This window comes from Flavobacterium psychrolimnae, assembly GCF_003312425.1.
In the GTDB taxonomy this organism is placed as follows: Bacteria; Bacteroidota; Bacteroidia; order Flavobacteriales; family Flavobacteriaceae; genus Flavobacterium; species Flavobacterium psychrolimnae.
This window is the reverse complement of the sequence record NZ_QNUX01000001.1, coordinates 113889-134081: the sequence shown is the minus strand read 5'-3', so window position 1 is coordinate 134081 and position 20193 is coordinate 113889. Positions and strand designations below refer to the sequence as shown.

Here is a 20193-nt window from a genome sequence, read left to right as displayed (position 1 = left end):
GTAGCATAATTATTAATTTTAAACTTAGCTTAGAATTCTTAGAATCAGAATTTTTTCGAACAATTATTAAAGTATCAAGTGAAGGAGATGATGAGAGTTTCAATATTAAAACGAACTTTAAATTTTAGTTAAATTATCAATTGTTTGAAAGTATTTTTTGATAAAAGAACTAAATTTGAGAAAACAGAAAACTGAAAATTATGAAAAGAAATGCAACCGCAGTCTGGAATGGTTCACTGAAAGAAGGAGCCGGAAAACTTACCACACAAACTACCACATTAAAAGATACGCAATATTCGTTCAAATCCCGTTTTGAAGAAGGAGTTGGAACAAATCCGGAAGAATTGATCGCAGCAGCGCACGCAGGTTGCTTTACAATGCAACTTTCGGCTTACATAAGCGAAGAAGGTTTTGAAATTGAAAGTATCGAAACTAAATGTGATATTGATTTCGTTGACGGAACAATTATCACGTCACACTTAACTGTTGCAGCAAAAGTGAAAGAAATAACAGAGGATGCTTTTCAGCAATTGGTTACTAAAGCAGAGAAAAATTGTCCGGTTTCTAAAGTGTTGAATGCAGCAATTTCAAGTACAGCAACTTTAGTATAAACAACAATTTACAAAATAAAAAAGGCTCGATTTAATTTAAATGGAGCCTTTTGGTTTCTGTATAATAGATTATTTTTTTGCTAAAACTTCCGTGATTGCTTTTTCAGCAAGCGGAGCCATGATCTGATATCCTAATTTGTTGGGATGTACGCCGTCTCCGGAATATGCAGTTTTCAATCCGTTACGGTCATCTTGCATAGACGAAAAGTAATCAAGATAAATAATGCCATTGGCGTCAGCGTATTTTTTTATCATTTTATTTAAATCGACCACTTTTTCAGCCGGATTTTGATTGGGTTTCCAAGAGAAATCATACGCTGGTAATACAGAACACAAAATCACTTTAATGTGGTTTGCTTTTGCCAATTCAGCCATCGAAAAGATATTGTTTGCAATCATATCTAATGTTGCGGGACCGGTATTGCCGGCAATGTCATTTATTCCTGCTAAAATAACCACAACGACTGGTTTTAATGCAATAACATCGGCTCTAAAACGGATAAGCATCTGAGGTGTGGTTTGGCCGCTGATACCGCGATTAACGTATGGTTTTCCAGCAAAATATTCAGAATCTGTTACACTCCAAAATTCAGTAATGGAATCGCCCATAAATACAATTCTTTTTTGTCCGGGAGCTGTCGGTTTTAGATTCGCATTTTCATATTTATTTAAATTCGGCCAATCTTGCGCCTGTACTTTTCCTCCCATAACGATTGATAAAAATAGTATACTGTAAATTAATTTGATATTTTTCATTTGGAACCTGATTTTAAATTTTGAAAACAGAAAAAATGAGATGCTGAAATAAAACAAAACAACCCTCCATGTTATATCCGAAAGATACAGAAACGTAAGGCTATTTTTATAAAGGTATGGTAATTTAATCAAACAAATCCGAAGACAAATACCGATCGCCTCGGTCGCAAATGATAGCGACAATCACTCCTGATTCTAAATTTTCAGCTATTTTTATTGCCGCAGCTACTGAGCCACCACTGCTCATTCCCGCAAAAACGCCTTCTTCAAGTGCTAAACGTTTGGTCATCGCTCGTGCTTCTTCTTCGGAAACTTCAATGATTGTATCTACTTTCTTGGCATCAAAAATTTTAGGTAAATATTCTTGAGGCCATTTTCTGATTCCTGGAATTTGGGAGCCGTCGCTGGGTTGCGCACCCACAATTTGGATAGCAGGATTCATTTCTTTTAAGTAGGTGGAAGTCCCAATAATTGTCCCTGTTGTTCCCATTGCCGAGACAAAATGGGTTACAGTTCCTTCAGTATCATTCCATATTTCGGGTCCAGTGGTATTGTAGTGTGCTTTCCAGTTGTCGTCGTTTGCAAACTGATTTAGCATAATATAACCACCCTCGGCTACTTTTTTATCGGCATAATCTCTGGAACCAATTATTCCGGTTGCTGCGGGTGTCAAAATTACGGTTGCGCCATAAGCACGCATGGTTTGCGTACGTTCTATAGTGGAATCTTCCGGTAAAATCAATTCGATTTCGATATTGAATAATTGGGCAATCATCGCCAGAGCAATTCCGGTGTTGCCACTTGTTGCCTCAATAAGTTTATCGCCTTTCTTGATGTCACCTCTGTCCAGCGCGGATTTAATCATATTGTACGCTGCACGATCTTTTACGCTTCCTCCGGGATTATTTCCTTCCAGCTTTAGTAAAAGTTTTACGTTTTTATTTTGTATCAAATGAGTAGATTCAACTAAAGGTGTATTTCCTATTAAGTCTAATATTTTGTATGATTTCATGCTGTCGATTTCTATTGTTTGGATTGTAATTACTAAATTTTGGATTTAATTACAATAAGAATTTTTTTGAAAACTGTTTATACTAAGTGAATTTTAAAAACAGCAACAACAGCAATAGAAAGGAATGTTTTCGAAGTTTAGTGACATTTTCATGGGTTTTAAAACGAATCACAAAGATATTGAACTAATTCGAATTATTTCTTTCTTATGTACAAAGCTATCTTGGTTATTGCGACACTTTTGTTAAATTTATAGTGTTTAAATGCTAGAGAATTTATTGTTTTAAATTTTTGTGATGAAAGAGTGGTTTCATTTTTTTATTTTCAATCTACAGAAACCGATTAGTAGTTTTGATGAAAGTGTTTTTTAAATTAGCCAATAAATAACAATCCATGAAAAGTAATGCAACTTTTATAAGTGATATTTCCAAAAAGGAGTTCCCAATTGCGGATAAAGTATCAGCTAAAACTATTCGAAATCCAATATTGGCGCTTATCCAAAATGATTATCCTGATTTTGATGCCGATAAATTCTTGTCCCTTACTGAGCTCAACATGTATCGGGAGAAATACATTTCGAATTATTTATTAGTTGAAATAGGGGAGTTGACCAATCTGGAAACCAGAGTTATTGGTTCGCTAAACGAGGATAAATCCTTAGTGAGTACTGTAGAAGATGAAGCCGGTATTCGAACCTTTGGGCAAATAGTGGCGGATAAAGTAGCTGCTTTTGGCGGAAGCTGGAAATTTATAATTTTTTTCGGAGTGTTTATTCTGTTGTGGATTTTGGCTAATATCTATATTCTCTTGAATAAAGGATTTGATCCGTATCCGTTTATTTTGTTGAATTTAATTTTGTCGTGCCTTGCCGCACTTCAAGCTCCGGTAATTATGATGAGTCAAAATCGTCAAGAAGAAAAAGACCGCGAGAGAGCTAAAAAAGATTATATGATCAATCTGAAATCAGAACTAGAAATTAGAATGCTTCATGAAAAACTGGATCATTTAATAATGCATCAACAAGAAGAATTAATACAAATTCAGAAAGTGCAAATCGAAATGATGAATGATATTTTGACACGCATCAAATAATTTTTTGGTTCTAAAAAGTTAAAAAAAGGAACCCGTTAATAGTGTTTGAAATAATATCCCGCAATCATAAAAACACCATTTAAGATTGCGGAGCCAATGATGATTTTTTTATAATTCCTGTTTTTGTCGATAAAATTTAAACCCAGAATTCCCAGAAATAACAGGGTGGTAAAAATGGCTGGATACATCTTAAAAGCACCTTCGAAATCACCTTGCAAGAGCAATAAAAATCCCCTCTGAAAACCACAGCCTAAACACTCCATTCCGAAGAGTGTTTTACTTAAACACGGCAGCATATATTTTTCTAAATCCAATGGTTTTTCTTTTTACAATTGTACGAAAAAATAAGAAAGGTTTGTCATAATAATTGATGCAATTTTAAATTCATTACTTTTGGAATCTGATATTTTAAAAGATGAAAAAATTTATAATTCCCATAATGATTGTCGCTATCATTGTTGCTTTGTATGAGCAGGTGAGTGCCGAAAAAAATGTGTATATCATGGTCGTCGCAATTGTAATATTTATGATTGGAATGATGCAATTGAGTGCCAAAACACCAAGTAAAAATCAAGATAAAGAAGACGAAAATGTTTAACAAAGGAGATAAGGTTTCAGTGCTGGATGAAGCCATAAATGGAGTTGTGCTTTCAGTAAAAGAGCAGCAAGTAACCATAGAAACTGAGGATGGATTCATGATGACATTTTTTGTCAAAGAGTTGATTAAAGTAAACGATTCCAGTAACTTACTCGATTCTATCAGAAGAATAAATATAAGTGAGGTTTCTAAGGAAAAAGAGATTCCAAAAGCACGAAGTTTTGTAAAAGAAAAGAAATCAAAGCACGAAATTCCGGCTCCGGAGTTTGATTTACACATTGAAAAACTGGTGCCAAATAAACACGGAATGTCAAATTATGATATTCTGACATTGCAGACAGAAACGGCAAAAAGACACATAGAATTTGCCATTCGCAATAGAATTCCGAAGATTGTTTTTATTCATGGAGTTGGCGAAGGAGTTCTGAAAGCAGAGTTGGATTTCTTATTGGGACGATACGATAACATCGCTTTTCAAGAAGGCAATTATCAAAAATATGGACAAGGCGCAACAGAAGTTTTCATTAAGCAAAGTGCTATGTAAGTATTATTATTTATATAAAAAACATAAAAAAAGAATCCCAATTTTAAATGAATTTCAATATTTAAATTCATTTAAAATTGGGATTTTTTTGGACAAAAAACCAAACGTTTAACCGGTCGATTTTCATGCCTTTTCAGGTCTTAATTTGTAGTTAATAATTCACCGTAAATGTAATTATCGCCCAAAATAAAATCACTGTTTCCTTTCTTCATTTTAACTTTTTTGAGGACAACGGTGTGCTTAAAACCATTACCAAAAGCAGTAGTTGTTACTTCAACTATACCACTGATATTTGCTACTCCAGCTACTGCGATCCATTCTTCGGTCACTGCGGGAGTTGCTGGAAAAGTGGTGTTACAAAAATACGCGCCAGTTACTAAACCAGAGAATAATCGGTAGGTTAGTTTGTTTTTTATATCGCTTATCAATCCTGTTCTTGGTGCATTTAGTGGTGTTGCTTCATTAACAATCAAAGCAGAATCCACATCAAGAATCAGCGCTTCACTACTATTGTAATCGTATAATTGCTTAGATGAAGGACATTGTTCAAGGGTTTTATTGAATGCTAATGGTAAAGGAGTTGCCGAAATCAAATAGTCTCCAAAAGCGAATGTTTCGTAAACTTGTGTCCCAGTTCCTTTATCAAAAGTGATGTTTTTGAAAGTGATATTGTGATTATAACCTGTAATTTTTGTGCTGTTATCTGTTTCATTCGTTGTTTTAACAGCGGTAGTGTTTATCACTATATTTCCACCTGTAGCGGTCCATTGTCCTGTGACAATAGGAGTTGCCGGCGGTATTGATTCGCAAATTGTTGACGCACTAACGGCACCATTATAAAAGCGGTAAATCACGCGATTAGCACTGCTGATGTTCAATTCTTGAGAAGTAGTTTCGGTAGGGAATGTAACTCCTGTAGCTTCAAAAATAAGCGCTTCACTTTCTTTCAGTTTGTAAATGATGTTGTTTGTGCTGCATTTTTGTGCGGTAACATCTTCAAAATTGATGTCTTCCTGAATTAAATCGCCATCATCACACCCATTTAAGAACATGGAAAAAACCAACAAGCTAAGGACTCTTTTCATTTTTTATAATATTTCTAACAAAAATAGAATTTTTAATTTGTTCCAAATACATAACCGTTTAAAAATAGATTATTTAACAGGATTTTGGGTTTTCTATCGAAATGTTCGAGATTTATATAACCGCCCGGAGTTGTCAGCATTGCTGTCGTTTAAAGCCAATGGAATTCGTTATCTTTGCACTAATTTAATACTGGTCATGAGGCTTAACAAATATTATTCGGCTGCTTTTTTAGCTTTTTTTGTGTGGGGATTTTTTAGTTTTGCTTTGAAACCGTTGCATAATTATCCTTCTTTGGATATTTTGTTTTATCGGGTGTTTTTTAGTGTGATTACGATGGTATTAATCAATGTTGTCTTTCGTAGAAAGGTAATGCGACAAAATTGGAATCATTTCAAAAATATCTCTTCAAAACAGCAAAAAAATGTTGTGTTATTGACACTTGGCGGTGGCGTATTTCTTTCCTCAAACTGGTTTGTTTACATTTATGTGATGAATCACGTCAGTGTTAATGCGGCATCTTTGGCCTATCTGATTTGTCCAATAGTAACAACAGTATTTGCCTTTTTTATGTTGAAAGAAACATTAAGCAAATGGCAGTGGGTTGCAGTTTCAATCAGTTTTTTTAGTTGTATTTTGTTATCATTCAACCATTTTCAGGATATTTTTTACAGCCTTATTACCGCTGCTACTTACGCACTCTATTTAGTGAGCCAAAGAAAAAATAATGATTTGGATAAATTTCTGGGGCTGACGATTCAATTGATTTTTACAGCGCTTGTTTTGCTTCCTTTTTATCCAAAATACAGCGGCGCAATCCCTACTGAACCTCTATTTTACACTTGTATGTTCATGATTGTGGTGTTTTTTACCATTATTCCACTGTTTTTAAATCTCTATGCGCTCAAAGGAATTAACTCTTCCGCAGTGGGAATTATGATTTATATTAACCCGATTATTAATTTTTTACTGGCCATATTTTATTACAATGAGCAAGTAAGTTTCCTTCAATTGTTTTCTTATTTTCTAATTTTGGTTTCGATAGTTGTTTTTAATGAAAGAATTCTCTTCACCAAAAAACCGAAAGCGATGCCAACAGAAATCGAAGGGCTGTAATAATTTTATAATTTAAAAAAATGAAAAAAGTATATCTCGATAACGCCTCAACCACGGCTCTTCGTCCGGAAGTGATTCAGGAAATGACTAAAGTTTTAACGGAAGAGTACGGAAATCCATCGTCAACACATAGTTTAGGGCGTTCTGCAAAAAATATTTTGGAGCTTTCCAGAAAATCAATTGCTAAAAATTTGAATGCTACGGCTCAAGAAATTATTTTCACGTCTTGCGGAACCGAGGCTAATAATTGGATTCTTCGTTCTGCGGTTAAGGATTTGAAAGTAAAGAGAATTATTACCAGTAAAATAGAGCATCATGCCGTTTTATACACCGCTTTAGCATTAGAAAAAGAGTATGGTATTCAAGTAGATTATGTGGCAATAAAACCAAATGGGGAAATTGATATTACAGATTTAGTAGAGTTATTATCGCAGGAAAAGAAAACATTAGTCAGCTTGATGCACGTAAATAATGAAACAGGAACCGTTTTAGATTTAGAGCGAATAGGACGAATTTGTCAAGAACATAATGTTCTATTTCATTCGGATACGGTGCAATCCATCGGGAAAACAACAATCGATTTGCAAGCTATTCCTGTTGATTTCATTGTGGCCAGTGCGCATAAATTTCACGGACCTAAAGGAGTTGGTTTTGCTTTTATTCGAAAAAATTCGGGATTACAACCTCTATTTTTTGGCGGAGAACAGGAAAAAGGATTGCGTGCGGGAACTGAGGCTTTACACCAAATTGCCGGAATGACAAAAGCTTTAGAACTTTCATACAGTAATTTAGAAACAGAGAGAGAACATATTACTGAGTTGCGAAACTACCTGATTACCCAACTTGAAATCGAATTTCCAGCTTTTGAAATCAATGGAACTGCTGATGGATTTTATACGGTTTTGAATGTTTTAATGCCTTTTTCAGCAGATAAAACAGCGATGATTTTATTTCATTTAGACATGAAGGGAATTGCAGTTTCCCGCGGAAGTGCCTGTCAATCCGGAAGTATAAAACCATCGCATGTTTTAGCCGAAATGCTTTCGAATGAAGATTTGAAAAAACCAAGTTTGCGAATTTCGTTTAGTCATTTAAATACAAAAGAGGATATTAATGTACTTATTGAAGCATTAAAAAAGATATAAAAAAAATCTGCTGAAAAGCAGATTTTTAGTGGAATTTAAGTAATTAAGGACTTCTTTTTGGATATTTTTATTTGATTGGACGGTTTTTCCATATATTTTTCCATGATTAATCGCGCTTTGAAAAAACACAAAGTAGATTCAGCTCCCTGATTGATATTGATGTGTTTATCCTCCAAGCCATCATAAGAAGCTCCATTTTCGGGATTGTACATGATCTGTTTTAGATGATTGTTCCCTAAAAACCAGATGAAGGCGAGTTTTAATTGCTCTTTATATTTTTTATTTTGAGTTACTTCATAAAATAAATCAAGTGCAATAATGGTTGTAGCTACTTCAATAGGTTGTTCGCCATAGAAAACTCTTTCATTTTGTTTCTTGAACCAACCTCGATTAGAGATTACCTTCAGCTGCCCTTTCATAAAATAATGAGAAAGCAAAAAGTCGAACGTTATGACCGCAATTTTTTTATACTTCGGATTTTTGGTGACTAGATAACTGTACATCATAGCTTCTGGCAGTACATTATTGGCATAAGTCATATAATCTTCATACCAACACCAATTTTCAGCCGAATTGATTTTATAATGACGCAACAGTTCATCGGCAAGGTTCTCGATATGTTTTTTTATTTCGTCGTCTTCATACATTTCATGATAATGATAAAGTCCTTTCAATGCGTAAGCTATGGCCCTAGGAGATTTAAAATTATCAATTTTTTTGATGGCTTTATCCCAGCATTTTACCGCTTGGCAAATCATGTCCAGCGGTAAGTTTTGTCTGTGAGAAATCACCGTTCCAAGACTCCACAATGCTCTCCCATTAGCATCTTCCAAATTTACCTCTTCGTTTTGTTTGGTCAATTTCTTGTTGTAATCTTTATAATTATCAAACCAGCCATCGTGTTGCTGTATTCCTTCAATAAAATTCAAATAAGTATTCGCTAATTTTAAATTTTCCTTATCGGGAAAAGCTTTGTTGTATAGGACCATATTGATTAATGCTCTGGCATTATCATCTAGTGTATAGCCTGATTCAGGATCAGGCTGACTGAATTTGGAAAACTGAAGAATTCCAAAATCGGTAGTCAGTTTTTTGATATGATCTAACTTTATTGGAGGAAAATTGAATCTCAAATCATCCTCTCTATTCGTTAATTGGTCAAATAAAAGGCGGTATTGTATGGCGATATTCTCCCAGTTTGTAGCACGAGCCATAGAAAAAGCATTTCTTCCCATTGCTATTCGTTGCTCTTTATTTTCGATGAGAAAAAGAATTGCTTCCTTAAATTCTTCAGGATTATCGAAATTTTTTAATAGGATTCCATTGCCGTTTCCTAACGATTCGACGGCATGCGGTATCGGTGTAGAAATTACTGCGCAGCCGCTGCTCATTGCATACGCAAAAGTTCCGCTTACGGCTTGATTGGGATCTTTGGACGAAAATAAATAAATTTCGGATAACGTTAAAAATTCCAGTAATTGGTCCAATTGAAGATACTCATTGACGAAAATCACATTGTTTTCCAGACCAAGTTTTTTTACTGTAGCGGTAAGCAAATTGCGGTATTTTTCACCCTCTCTTTTTATAACTTCAGGATGAGTTTTCCCTATAACAAGATAAATTACTTCAGGATGTTGAGCTACGATTTCTGGTAAAGCGCATAATACGTTCTCAATTCCTTTATTTTCACTAATCAATCCAAAGGTTGATAATACCACTTTATCTTTAAAGCCATATTTGTTTTTAAGAACTTTTTTTTGTTCCCAAAGCACGGTATGATTACCATGAGGAATAATCATACATTTAGAAGGAGGACAATTGTAATAATCAGTCAAAATTTCTTTTGATTTTTTGGTCAATACCACCACTTTGTCCGATAAATCAGTAAGTGCATAGACTACTTTTTTTCTTTTTTCATCCGGATTAGGCAGCACCGTATGGAAAACGGTGACAATGGGTTTGTTAAGTGCCAGAATAAAGGAAAGAATATGATCGCCATATTCCCCTCTAAAAAGACCAAATTCATGCTGAATACAAACCAATCCAATATCGTTTCGTTCATTTATTTTCTCGGCAACCAACCTGTAATGGACCAAAGAATCTACCGGCAGAACATAGCTCACTTCTTCAGGATATTGAAAATCTTGTTCTCTGGTTTGCAACGCACATACTTCAACAGGAAGCGTGTCTCCAAAGACAACATCCAATGCATTTACAATATCATTCGTAAAAGTTGCTATTCCGCATTCTCTGGGCGGATAGGAGCTTACAAGAAGCATTTTAATTCCTTTCTCGATTTTCATAGCTTTATTTTTTAAGGTTGTTTTCTCAATTCGAGAAGCAATTCGTTGAGATTTATTTTTGCAACAGCAATATGTTTATCGGCTACGCCGTAGTATATATAAAGATCGTTGCCAAATAGCGCATGTCCCGATGGAAAGACAATATTACTCACTTCTCCCTCAATTTCCCATTGCTTTGTAGGTGAAAACAGCGGAAATGGCAATCTGGCAATCTCAATTTTCGGATTATCTAATTGTAATAATGCGGCTTTGGCATGATATATTTTCCCCTTTATCGTTTCTTGTACGCCATGGTAAATCAGCAACCAGCCATCTTCAGTCTCTATAGGTGGACCGCCAGCGCCAATGTAATTGACTTCATATACATCTTTGGGATCCAGTACAATATGATCCACCAAATTAATGAGATATTCTTTCCAAAATGACTCCGTTAAATCCTTGAAATCGGTAAATTCCGCAATCTGAATTCCTGGCCAAATCCTATGTAATAGCATGAACTTTCCGTTTATTTTCCTTGGAAACAATACCACATCTTTATCCCGAAGCAACCTGAATTCATCAGCAACCAATCCTATTTGCGCAAAAAGATTGTAATATTGATGGTATTTTGGATTCAGTTTATTGCTGTCACAGTAGTTTACAAAATTTTCATATTCTTGATAATTAACATGCGGCGTTATGATACCGTGTTTTTCAAAATGAATTAAATCCTTTGAAGTGGCAAGGGCTCCCATAGCATTGACTCCATCATAGGCTGTGTAGGTAACGTAATAAGTGTCTTCAATTTTGACAACTCGGGCATCTTCCACACCATGTTTTTCATAGTCAAAATCTCTGGCAATCAAGGGTTTTTCATGACGTTCAATTACCTTTGTTGGTCCATCCATCTTGGCATAACCAATGGTCGAATAATTTCCGTGTTCCACTGCTCGATATAAAATATGAATCGTATTTCCTTCCTGATAAATCCCGGGATTGAACACGCCGTTATTTTCAAATTGCTTGTCAGTTGGACCTAAAATTATTCCTAATTTTTCTATTGTAACCATGATACAATCGTCTTTTATATGGTTTTAAATTCAAATGAATTTCCAAAAAACTATTTTTATTCTTCCGCTTTCTTTTCTTCTTTCAATTTGGCTTTTTCCTGTTTTCTAAAATATCCCCGTAGTAAAAAATTATGTTTCAAAGCTTCTAGATTTTCATTCAAACGCAAACTCGCCTCGTTAACATTTGTCATCGTTGAATCTATTTTTTGAACTAATTCAGGGTCATTCGAAAGATAATTTACTGCTCCTTTACCGTTTTTTATATTTACAATTGTAGTATCGAGGTTGTTTACAACGTTATCTATTTGTGTACTGGTTTGCTTTAAATTCAGTACTATTTTTTTAAGATTATTAGCAACAGCCGTATCTTTTAAAACACCAATCACATTGTCTTTATTTTCTAATGAAGAAATAAGTCGGTTTATTTTTATGATTGATTCTGAACTTCCTTGTCCTGTAATTTTCAAATAATGAATGGTTTGTTTCAAATCATTTGCCAAGTTAGAATCTTTAATTAACAAGCCCACGGTTCCAGTTCCCTGATTGATTTCATTCGTGATTTTAAGTAAATCTGATGTCAGTAGAGCTGCATTTTTATTGGTTTTGCCAAGGGTATTCAGCATATCATCAGTGCGAATGCGGTTTAACGTACGAATTTCATCTCCTGGCGATATTGAGGTTGCTTTGTCCTTCCCAGGAATAATATTAATAATCATATTGCCTACCAAACCATCAGAACCTATTGTGGCAATTGCATTTTTCCTGATATGCGGGAAAATGGTCTTGTCAATCAGCATATTGACTTTTATTGCCGTGTCATTAATCATCGTAATGCTGCTAACCGTTCCCACATTTATTCCAGAATAGCGTACATTGTTTCCAAGTTGCAGGCCGCTAACATTATTAAAAACCGCTGATAACTGATTGGTTTTTCCAAACATTTGTTGTTTATCGCCAATGAAATACACTGCGAGTATAAACAGCGATAACCCGATTATTACAAAAAGTCCAAGACGCAATTTTTGTGATGTCGTTTTTTCCATTTTTTATTCTTATTTAAAAAAAGCTTGCACTTTTGGATCAGTTGAGACGGATAATTCCTCAAAAGTACCTTCGATATAATTGATGCCGTCAACCAATAAAATCATTCGGTTCGAAATCACTCTCGCGCAATCCACATCGTGCGTAATAATTATTGCGGAGGTGTTGTATTTTTGTTGGATAGTCATCATCAAGAGCAAAATTTCTTTTGCAGTAATGGGATCTAATCCTGTTGTAGGTTCGTCATACAAAATTATTTTGGGTTGCAGAATCAATGTTCTGGCCAAAGCAATGCGGCGTTTCATTCCACCCGATAATTCTTCGGGCATTAAATTAATGGTTTGAGCCAATCCTACGTTTTCCAAAGCCTCCATCACTAATGGTGTGGTATCTTTAATGACTCCAAACTTTTTTTTATGACGACGCAACGGAAACTCCAGATTTTCCCTGACGGTCATGGAATCATAGAGCGCGCTTCCCTGAAAAAGGAACCCAACTTCTGTCCGTAAATCGTCCAGTTCTTCGCGGTCGAGTTCACTAATGTCTTTTCCCATCACAATGATAGAACCGCTGTCCGGCTGCTCTAGTCCAATCAAGCATTTGATCATCACTGATTTTCCGGAACCGGATTTCCCCATAATCACCAGATTTTCACCTTCATTGAGCACCATATTAAAACCATCTAAAACATGATTGTCACCATAACTTTTTCGCAAGTCTTTGATTTCTATAATTCGGTTTTGATTGGGTGTAGGGATACTCATAATCGTTATAAATCATAAAATATATCAGTAACAAAAACAGCAATAAAATCAATAATAAACAGCAACATCGACGTGAAAACCACCGCAGAATTAGCTGCTAATCCCACACCAGCTGTCCCTTTTTTGCAATAATATCCTTTGAAACAACCTACTAATCCGATGGCAAAGCCAAAAAAGAATGTTTTGATGGTTGCGGGTATCAAATCACCAAATTCCAAAGCATCAAAAACCTTGTTGTAATACAATAAAAAAGAGACATTTCCTTTGATATTTTCGACCAGAAAAGAACCAAATATTGCAATAGCATCGCCAAAAAAAACTAAAACGGGTAACATAAAAGTGGTGGCCAAAACTCGGGTTACCACTAAATATTTGAACGGATTAGTGCCGGAAACTTCCATGGCATCAATTTGTTCCGTAACTCGCATCGAACCTAATTCAGCACCAATACCAGAACCAATTCGTCCTGCACAAATCAATGCCGTTATAATAGGACCAATTTCTCGAATCAGTGAAATACTAACCATTGATGGCATCCAGGAAACAGCGCCAAATTCCTGCAGTGTAGGACGCGATTGCAAAGTGAATACCAATCCAATAATAAATCCCGTGACCGCAACCAAAAGCAAGGAACGATTTCCCATATTAAAACATTGTCGCAAAAACTCTTTGAACTCCATGGGACGTTTGAAAGTTTCTTGAAAAAAACGGCCAGCAAAGTAGGAGAGTTCGCCAATTTCGAGTAAAAAAGCTTTGAATAATTCCCTTATTTTTGAAAATGTATCCATAAGCAAATGAATTAGTTTTTAACAGAAAACAGCTACTCAAATATATAGTTATTTATCTGATTATCAGTGCTATTAAAAGTGTTGTTTGCCTATTATATTGAGGGTTTTGTCGAGAAAATATCAATTTTAAAAAATAACAGCATTTTTACAATCGTTATTTGTATTTGGGGGAATAATTCTCATTGTAAAATTGAACCTGAAGAAGTAATTTTTGATAAAAAAGAAAGGAGAATAAAACTGAGATTTAGTAAGATTGTATTATTAATTATGGATATATGGTGAATCTTACATTTATTTTTTATGCTTCTACTTGTCTTGTTTTTTTCTGTTTTTAATCCACTTCTCTATTTCTACCGCCCAAAAAACAATACTTGATACCGCAAAAGTCAAAAGCAACTCATATAAAGTAAGTGGTTGTGTTTTGAAAATTCCATTAAAGAAAGGCAGGTAAACAATCATAAGTTGTAGCGAGACTGTTATTAATAAAGCGCCAACCATGGATTTATTGGAGAAAAAACCAATTTTAAAAATTGAATCTTGTCCGGAACGTATCACCATTACATGTCCCAATTGACTGAAGCACAGCACCGTAAAAGCCATCGTTTGCCAATGTGAGTTTGCTACATGTATGGCATAAGCCTGCATCCCAATTGTGACGACACCCATTAAAAATCCAACCCACAGAATGTGAACCGCCATACCATTTGAAAAAATACTTTCAATAGGGTTTCTAGGGGGGCGTTTCATAATATTTATTTCTGATGGCTCGGAGGCCAAGGCTAATCCGGGTAAACCATCTGTTACCAGATTGATCCAAAGAATATGAATGGCTAATAACGGAATGGGTAAACCAAAAAACGGCGCCAAAAATATCGCCCAGATTTCGCCTGAATTTCCGGTCATGATGTACTTAATAAATTTCAGAATATTATCGAATATTTTTCTGCCGTGTTTGACTGCAACTATTATGGTAGCAAAATTATCATCGAGCAAAATCAGGTGCGACGCTTCTTTAGAAACTTCAGTACCGTTGATTCCCATAGCGATACCAATATCAGCGTTTTTTAGTGCTGGTGCATCATTCACACCGTCTCCAGTCATGGCCACAAAATGATTTTTAGATTGTAACGCATTAATGATTCTTAATTTCTGTTCGGGATTGACACGGGCATACACGCGAACTTTCTCCACAATTTCCACAAATTCTGTTTGTGTTAATGCGGATAATTTAGAACCCGTCAGCACCATATCTTCCTCGGAAGAAATTATTCCTAGTTTTTCGGCAATGGCTTTTGCGGTGAGTTTATGATCGCCGGTAATCATCACTGGAATAATACCTGCTTCTTTGCATTCCGAAACCGCTTGTTTTGCTTCCTCGCGTGGCGGATCAATCATCCCAACAAAACCAATAAGTGTAAGTTCTGTTTCAATTGTTTCTGAATCTAAATTTTCAGGTAAAGAAGAAAGTGTTCTCATGGCATATCCTAAAACTCGATAGCCTTTTTCTGCCATTTCATTGACTTTACGTTCCAATTCTGGAATATGTGATTGCTGCTCGGCACTCAGTTTATGGAATAGGACATCGACTGCTCCTTTTGTAATGACAATCACTTCATTATCAGTATTTTTACTATGATGCAGGGTTGTCATGCATTTTCTTTTGGAATCAAAAGGCAATTCTGCTATTCGGGGAAATGAAACTTCTAAATCAGCGCGGTTTAAATTTTTATCGAAAGCGTATTGCACCAATGCCACTTCAGTTGAATCTCCCAACCATTTTCCGTTTTCGCCTTTTGAGACATCGTTATTTAAAGCTATGGCGTGAAGTAATCGGTTTTTTTCTTCAAAAGCGGTATTGTATTTTGTATCTGAAGTTTCAAAAATTTCCTGTACAGTCATTTTATTCAGCGTGAGAGTTCCTGTTTTATCAGAACAGATATAGGTTACGGAACCCAGTGTTTCTACAGCGGGTAATTTGCGAATAAGCGCATTGTTTTTGGCTAATTTCTTGGCACCAAAAGCCAAAGCGATAGTCACTAATGCTGGTAAAGCCTCAGGAATTGCAGCAACAGCAAGAGAAATGGAAGTAATCAACATCGTCATTACAGATTCTCCCCGCAGCCATCCGATAAAGAAAATGACAGTGCAGATGATTAGAATAACAGCGGACAAACGTTTGCCAAAAGCAGCTAATCTTTTTTGCAGCGGTGTTGTAGTTTCATCCGTTTGAATCATTTTAGCGATATGTCCCAGTTCAGTATGCATTCCTGTGGCCACAACATAACCAAGTGCTCTTCCGTTTGTAATCGAAGTACCTTTGTAGCCCATATTGGTTTGGTCGCCTAGAGCATAATTTCCTTCTGGAAGTTCCTCTGTATTTTTTTCTACATTGTTGGATTCCCCGGTAAGTGCTGATTCGTCCACTTTTATTTGATGGGTTTCAAAAAAACGAATATCTGCAGGAATAACATTTCCAGCTTCTAGAACTACAACATCGCCAGGAACAAGATCCGAAGCCGGAATGTCAATCATTTTTCCTTCGCGCACAATGCGCGCATGGTTTGCAACCATATTTTTCAATGCTTCCATCGCTTTTTCGGCTCGATATTCTTGAATGAATCCCACAATGGCATTGATAATAATGATAGCAAGAATAATAATCGTGTCCGTTACATCGCCTATTATTCCCGAAATTATTGCGGCCGCGATCAGAATCAGAATCATGAAATCAGATAACTGAGAAAGGATCATTTGTAAAATACTTTTCTTTTTCGTGTCTTCAATTTCATTTTTTCCATGTTCGCACACACGTTCTGATACTGTAATTTCATCAATACCGTTTGGAGTTGTTTGCAACAACTGGGTAATTTCGGAAAGTGGGAGTAAATGCCAGTTCATCGCTTTATTTTTTATTTTTTGTAATATAAAAGCCCCATCATAAGTACGTAAACTACAGCAATTAATGCAGTATCAATGGCGAGTTTCCATTTTTTTTCTTCTTTGAAAACAATTCCGATAATTCCTATTGCTGTAATAATAATGGTGCCAAGGACGGGAATAATATGATTGGGACTTGTAAATTGAAAAATGGGTCCTTTGGTATACAGTATATCATCAAGGGCAAGAATGGCAATGTTAAAAATATTACTTCCAAAAATATTACCAATCGCCAAGTCAATAGTTCCCATGCGGATGGCGGCAATAGACACGACTACTTCTGGAAGTGACGTGGAAGCCGCGATGAATAATGTACCAAAGAAACTTTGTCCCAACCCGCTGGCTTCAGCAAGGTGTTCTCCAAAATATGGCAATAGCATAGCAGCACCCATCAAAATGACCGCGTTCAAAGCATAACGGAGAACCACTTGTTTTAAGGTTAAAGTGTAAGTATCTTTTCGTGCTTCACGATGATTATTTTCTTTTTTGTCATAAAGGAAAATAACCCGAATGGCTACGAGGTAAAATATCAGAAATAGAATACTGAATTCTCCAATCCAAAGAATAGTTCCAAAAAAATTAGGCATCAAAATAGCAAAAGCAACTAAGCATAACAGTATGATTCCAAAAGAGGCCGCAATTATATGGCCCGGTTGTGCAACGGATGTTAATGGTTTTTTATGATCGTAAAAAAAATCCATAATGGAAATAATAAGGATGTTGAAAGCGCAACTTCCCACAATATCGCCAACGGCAAGGTCAGGAGCATCCAGAATACCTACAGCGCTTATTCCGTTCATCAGTTCAGGCATAGAAGTTACAGATGCCATCAGGATAAGACCCATAAACATTTTTCCCCAGCCCAGCATATCAGCCATTATATCTCCATATTTGGAAAGTTTTGAACCAGTTGTTACGATTATCGCTGTTGCAATTAGAAACCCAATACTATCCAGATATAAAGTATTCATATAAAACAATTACTTCGTTAATGTCTTTGGTTTTCCTGATTAATTATTATAAATCAGAAGGAATGAAATTTTTTTAGTAGGTACTTTTATTAAATTATTTCTACTCGTTAGCTATAACTATTGAGCAGTTTGGGGAGTGAAAAGACATTATTTGGTTGGGATGCTTAATAAAGGAACGGGAATATGATACGCTATTTTTTTGGTTACACTTCTGTAAAAAATACGATTCCAGATTCCTTTTCTTTTCAATGGATTCATTACTATTATATCCGTCTTGTCCAGTAAGGTTTCCTCTAAAATAGTTTTTGAAACATCCTTTCCTACTGTATGATTAAAAGTGAATTCAAAATCTTTAAAATGATTTTGGATTGTTTTTTTATAGTGTTCATAATCTTCATCCGCTGTAAAAAAAGTGATTCCCCAATCGATGTGTAAAATTGTGATTTTAGCATTGAAAAGCCTATTAAACTCTAATAGCGATTGCAGTACTTTTTTGTCTTTTTTATTATAATTAGTGGCGTAAGTAATTTTTTCAGGGACTTTGAATGTATACTTTTTTGGAATAGCTAAGACCGGACAAGGCGCATTGGTCATAACTTCAGCGGTAAAACTTCCTATGAGTTTTTCTTTCAAACCACTGGCGCCTTTGGTGCCCATTACAATCAAGTCGGATTTGCTTTTTTTGCAAAAATCAATAATCTTAATGCCTTCCGGACCCTGATCTACGTGAATAGAAACAGAAAGATTTGGGTTTTTCTTTACAATGGAATTCTTTATGGTAGTAAGCCTGTCCGTTAATTTTTTATGGGCTTCAATATTTTCTTGCTCACTCAGTGAAAGCAGATAAAAACCACTTTCGAATGGAATGAAACTGTGGTACAAAATCAATGAAGCATCCCAAAATAAAGCCATCTTGATAGCGTAATGAATGGCGGAATCTGCCGCAATGGAGAAGTCTGTGGGCACAAGTATTGTTTTCATAGCTATAAAATTTATGCGTTAGTAATGTCATAAAGTATCAATTTTGAAATTTTTTAGGTTCCAGCAATAATAGCATTACTAAAAAGCAGTGAAACGTTTTCTTTTCTAAATATTGTAAACCATAACTTTTTTAAGGGGCGGATTCTAGTAGGGCTGTTGTTAACTTTCGTACAAACGCAATCTGTTTTTGAGAGCGGTCAATTCATTTTGCAATCCATCAATCTTTTGTAACAAATTAAACACGACATCAATTCCTGCTATGTTTACGTCTAATTCCTGATGCATGCGAATCATTTTTTCGATTTCATAAATTGCATCTGAATCAATATATTGCTTGGATTCAATCGTTTTTATTTCGAGCAAACCCATTTCGCTGAGGTTAGTAAAAAAAGACATTTCCACTTCATAATGAGCACATAATACTGGTATCGAGATCAAGTTTTCCATGTTCATGATTTTCTTAGGGTAGCGAGTTCAGCGAATAATTCTTTTTCTTTCTCAGAAAGATTGGTGGGGATTTGTATTTGATAAGTTAGGTACAAATCACCAAATTCTCCTTCTTTTTTATACACCGGAAATCCTTTTCCTTTCAATTTGACTTTAGTTCCGTTTTGGGTTCCGGGTTTAACGGTCAGTTTTACTTTTCCGTCAAAAGTGTCTGCGGTAATCTCGCCGCCCAATAACGCAGTATACAAATCCAAATCCACTGTTGCGTAAAGGTTGTGCTTATCCAGTTTAAAATTAGTGTGATTCGCCACCGTGAAAGTGATATATAAATCACCTTTGGGACCGCCACCGGCTCCTTCGCCACCCATACCGCTGATTTTTATTTGTTGGCCGTTTTCGACTCCGGCAGGAATGGTAATACGAATGTTTTTGCCATTAATGGTTAAAGTTCGTTTGTGAGTCGTGTAGACGTCTTTGAGTTCGAGATGCAGTTCAGCATTAAAATCCTGTCCTTTGAATTGCGCACTTCTGCGACCACCGCCACCAGAAGCTCGACCAGCAAACATAGATTCAAAAAAATCAGAAAAATCACCTCCACCACCGAATCCACCACCGCCAAAACCGCCTTGTTGTCCATTTCCTTGGTATTGCCGTTGTTGTTTTGATTTTTCAAATCCTTCTGCATGTTGCCAGTTTTCGCCGTAATCATCATATTTCTTACGATTCTCCGCATGGCTCAAGACTTCATTTGCTTCATTGATTTCCTTGAATTTTCTTTCGGCTTCTTTATCATTTGGATTTAAATCAGGATGATATTTACGAGCAAGTTTACGATACGCCTTTTTAATCTCGGCTTCGGTTGCTTTTTTGTCCACTTCAAGAATCTTATAATAGTCTATGAATGCCATTGTGATTATTTTTATGTTGTGGTTATTCGGTTAGGTTTGTAGTATCTG

The 20193-nt window shown here is 35.7% G+C and carries 20 protein-coding genes; 6 read left to right on the top strand and 14 right to left on the bottom strand.

The genetic code is table 11. The features are described 5' to 3' along the window. Window positions 1–200 precede the first annotated feature (200 nt). A complete protein-coding gene (locus DR980_RS00580; protein ID WP_113633329.1) occupies window positions 201–611 on the top strand; it encodes an OsmC family peroxiredoxin in 411 nt (136 codons plus the stop codon). A 69-nt stretch (window positions 612–680) separates the two neighbouring features. On the opposite strand, the gene DR980_RS00575 is transcribed toward DR980_RS00580, so the two are convergent. Together DR980_RS00575 and cysM are read right to left on the bottom strand one after the other, a co-directional pair. Continuing rightward, window positions 681–1367, bottom strand: coding sequence for an SGNH/GDSL hydrolase family protein (locus DR980_RS00575; RefSeq protein ID WP_244199228.1), 687 nt, complete (start codon window positions 1365–1367; stop codon window positions 681–683). A 124-nt stretch (window positions 1368–1491) separates the two neighbouring features. Beyond that, window positions 1492–2379: a cysteine synthase CysM gene (gene cysM / locus DR980_RS00570; RefSeq protein ID WP_113633328.1), complete on the bottom strand. Its 888-nt coding sequence runs from the start codon at window positions 2377–2379 to the stop codon at window positions 1492–1494. Window positions 2380–2771: 392 nt separating this feature from the next. Here cysM and DR980_RS00565 point away from each other — a divergent pair, with 392 nt between their 5' ends. Further along, complete coding sequence (locus tag DR980_RS00565; RefSeq protein WP_113633327.1) at window positions 2772–3470, top strand: DUF1003 domain-containing protein; 699 nt, start codon at window positions 2772–2774, stop codon at window positions 3468–3470. 35 nt (window positions 3471–3505) lie between these two features. On the opposite strand, the gene DR980_RS00560 is transcribed toward DR980_RS00565, so the two are convergent. Next, window positions 3506–3784 carry a DUF2752 domain-containing protein gene (locus DR980_RS00560; RefSeq protein ID WP_113633326.1) on the bottom strand — a complete coding sequence of 93 codons (279 nt, stop codon included), beginning with the start codon at window positions 3782–3784 and terminating at the stop codon, window positions 3506–3508. Between the two features lie 101 nt (window positions 3785–3885). On the opposite strand from DR980_RS00560, the gene DR980_RS00555 reads away from it, so the two are divergent. Together DR980_RS00555 and DR980_RS00550 are read left to right on the top strand one after the other, a co-directional pair. Then, window positions 3886–4068: a hypothetical protein gene (locus tag DR980_RS00555; RefSeq protein ID WP_113633325.1), complete on the top strand. Its 183-nt coding sequence runs from the start codon at window positions 3886–3888 to the stop codon at window positions 4066–4068. Next, complete coding sequence (locus tag DR980_RS00550; RefSeq protein ID WP_113633324.1) at window positions 4061–4612, top strand: Smr/MutS family protein; 552 nt, start codon at window positions 4061–4063, stop codon at window positions 4610–4612. Before DR980_RS00555 ends, DR980_RS00550 begins: the two co-directional genes overlap by 8 nt. Window positions 4613–4752: 140 nt before the next feature. On the opposite strand, the gene DR980_RS00545 is transcribed toward DR980_RS00550, so the two are convergent. Further along, the gene (locus tag DR980_RS00545; protein WP_146779206.1) at window positions 4753–5697 is read right to left on the bottom strand and encodes a hypothetical protein; all 945 of its coding nucleotides are present in this window, start codon (window positions 5695–5697) and stop codon (window positions 4753–4755) included. Between the two features lie 196 nt (window positions 5698–5893). On the opposite strand from DR980_RS00545, the gene DR980_RS00540 reads away from it, so the two are divergent. Both DR980_RS00540 and DR980_RS00535 read left to right on the top strand, forming a co-directional pair. Further along, window positions 5894–6811, top strand: coding sequence for an EamA family transporter (locus DR980_RS00540; RefSeq protein WP_113633623.1), 918 nt, complete (start codon window positions 5894–5896; stop codon window positions 6809–6811). Window positions 6812–6831: 20 nt separating this feature from the next. Continuing rightward, on the top strand, window positions 6832–7956 hold the full coding sequence (locus DR980_RS00535) for a cysteine desulfurase family protein (protein WP_113633322.1): 1125 nt from the start codon (window positions 6832–6834) through the stop codon (window positions 7954–7956). 35 nt (window positions 7957–7991) lie between these two features. Here DR980_RS00535 and DR980_RS00530 read toward each other — a convergent pair whose 3' ends face one another. From DR980_RS00530 to DR980_RS00485, 10 genes are all read right to left on the bottom strand, one after another. Then, window positions 7992–10259: a glycosyltransferase gene (locus DR980_RS00530; protein WP_113633321.1), complete on the bottom strand. Its 2268-nt coding sequence runs from the start codon at window positions 10257–10259 to the stop codon at window positions 7992–7994. A gap of 11 nt (window positions 10260–10270) precedes the next feature. Continuing rightward, the gene (locus tag DR980_RS00525) at window positions 10271–11308 is read right to left on the bottom strand and encodes a glycoside hydrolase family 130 protein (RefSeq protein WP_113633320.1); all 1038 of its coding nucleotides are present in this window, start codon (window positions 11306–11308) and stop codon (window positions 10271–10273) included. A gap of 56 nt (window positions 11309–11364) precedes the next feature. Then, on the bottom strand, window positions 11365–12351 hold the full coding sequence (locus DR980_RS00520) for an MlaD family protein (RefSeq protein ID WP_113633319.1): 987 nt from the start codon (window positions 12349–12351) through the stop codon (window positions 11365–11367). A 9-nt stretch (window positions 12352–12360) separates the two neighbouring features. Further along, window positions 12361–13113, bottom strand: coding sequence for an ABC transporter ATP-binding protein (locus DR980_RS00515; protein WP_113633318.1), 753 nt, complete (start codon window positions 13111–13113; stop codon window positions 12361–12363). Between the two features lie 5 nt (window positions 13114–13118). Continuing rightward, window positions 13119–13901 (bottom strand): MlaE family ABC transporter permease, encoded by a 783-nt coding sequence (locus tag DR980_RS00510; RefSeq protein WP_113633317.1) that lies wholly within the window; start codon window positions 13899–13901, stop codon window positions 13119–13121. A gap of 306 nt (window positions 13902–14207) precedes the next feature. Next, window positions 14208–16799: a cation-translocating P-type ATPase gene (locus DR980_RS00505; protein ID WP_113633316.1), complete on the bottom strand. Its 2592-nt coding sequence runs from the start codon at window positions 16797–16799 to the stop codon at window positions 14208–14210. An 11-nt stretch (window positions 16800–16810) separates the two neighbouring features. Then, the gene (locus tag DR980_RS00500) at window positions 16811–17809 is read right to left on the bottom strand and encodes a sodium:calcium antiporter (protein WP_113633315.1); all 999 of its coding nucleotides are present in this window, start codon (window positions 17807–17809) and stop codon (window positions 16811–16813) included. Window positions 17810–17956: 147 nt separating this feature from the next. Then, the gene (locus tag DR980_RS00495; protein WP_113633314.1) at window positions 17957–18790 is read right to left on the bottom strand and encodes a universal stress protein; all 834 of its coding nucleotides are present in this window, start codon (window positions 18788–18790) and stop codon (window positions 17957–17959) included. Window positions 18791–18949: 159 nt separating this feature from the next. Further along, a complete protein-coding gene (locus tag DR980_RS00490; RefSeq protein WP_244199227.1) occupies window positions 18950–19237 on the bottom strand; it encodes a chaperone modulator CbpM in 288 nt (95 codons plus the stop codon). A 2-nt stretch (window positions 19238–19239) separates the two neighbouring features. Beyond that, window positions 19240–20145, bottom strand: a complete 906-nt coding sequence (locus DR980_RS00485; protein ID WP_113633312.1) for a J domain-containing protein — start codon at window positions 20143–20145, stop codon at window positions 19240–19242. Window positions 20146–20193 lie beyond the last annotated feature (48 nt).

Coding starts and splice junctions, on each gene's coding strand:
- DR980_RS00545 (WP_146779206.1), bottom strand. CDS start 5,697: ATGAAAAGAGTCCTTAGCTTGTTGGTTTTTTCCATGTTCTTAAATGGG.
- DR980_RS00565 (WP_113633327.1), top strand. CDS start 2,772: ATGAAAAGTAATGCAACTTTTATAAGTGATATTTCCAAAAAGGAGTTC.
- DR980_RS00510 (WP_113633317.1), bottom strand. CDS start 13,901: ATGGATACATTTTCAAAAATAAGGGAATTATTCAAAGCTTTTTTACTC.
- DR980_RS00500 (WP_113633315.1), bottom strand. CDS start 17,809: ATGAATACTTTATATCTGGATAGTATTGGGTTTCTAATTGCAACAGCG.
- DR980_RS00525 (WP_113633320.1), bottom strand. CDS start 11,308: ATGGTTACAATAGAAAAATTAGGAATAATTTTAGGTCCAACTGACAAG.
- DR980_RS00530 (WP_113633321.1), bottom strand. CDS start 10,259: ATGAAAATCGAGAAAGGAATTAAAATGCTTCTTGTAAGCTCCTATCCG.
- DR980_RS00505 (WP_113633316.1), bottom strand. CDS start 16,799: ATGAACTGGCATTTACTCCCACTTTCCGAAATTACCCAGTTGTTGCAA.
- DR980_RS00515 (WP_113633318.1), bottom strand. CDS start 13,113: ATGAGTATCCCTACACCCAATCAAAACCGAATTATAGAAATCAAAGAC.
- DR980_RS00540 (WP_113633623.1), top strand. CDS start 5,894: ATGAGGCTTAACAAATATTATTCGGCTGCTTTTTTAGCTTTTTTTGTG.
- DR980_RS00535 (WP_113633322.1), top strand. CDS start 6,832: ATGAAAAAAGTATATCTCGATAACGCCTCAACCACGGCTCTTCGTCCG.
- DR980_RS00550 (WP_113633324.1), top strand. CDS start 4,061: ATGTTTAACAAAGGAGATAAGGTTTCAGTGCTGGATGAAGCCATAAAT.
- cysM (WP_113633328.1), bottom strand. CDS start 2,379: ATGAAATCATACAAAATATTAGACTTAATAGGAAATACACCTTTAGTT.
- DR980_RS00495 (WP_113633314.1), bottom strand. CDS start 18,790: ATGAAAACAATACTTGTGCCCACAGACTTCTCCATTGCGGCAGATTCC.
- DR980_RS00575 (WP_244199228.1), bottom strand. CDS start 1,367: ATGAAAAATATCAAATTAATTTACAGTATACTATTTTTATCAATCGTT.
- DR980_RS00485 (WP_113633312.1), bottom strand. CDS start 20,145: ATGGCATTCATAGACTATTATAAGATTCTTGAAGTGGACAAAAAAGCA.
- DR980_RS00580 (WP_113633329.1), top strand. CDS start 201: ATGAAAAGAAATGCAACCGCAGTCTGGAATGGTTCACTGAAAGAAGGA.
- DR980_RS00555 (WP_113633325.1), top strand. CDS start 3,886: ATGAAAAAATTTATAATTCCCATAATGATTGTCGCTATCATTGTTGCT.
- DR980_RS00490 (WP_244199227.1), bottom strand. CDS start 19,237: ATGGAAAACTTGATCTCGATACCAGTATTATGTGCTCATTATGAAGTG.
- DR980_RS00520 (WP_113633319.1), bottom strand. CDS start 12,351: ATGGAAAAAACGACATCACAAAAATTGCGTCTTGGACTTTTTGTAATA.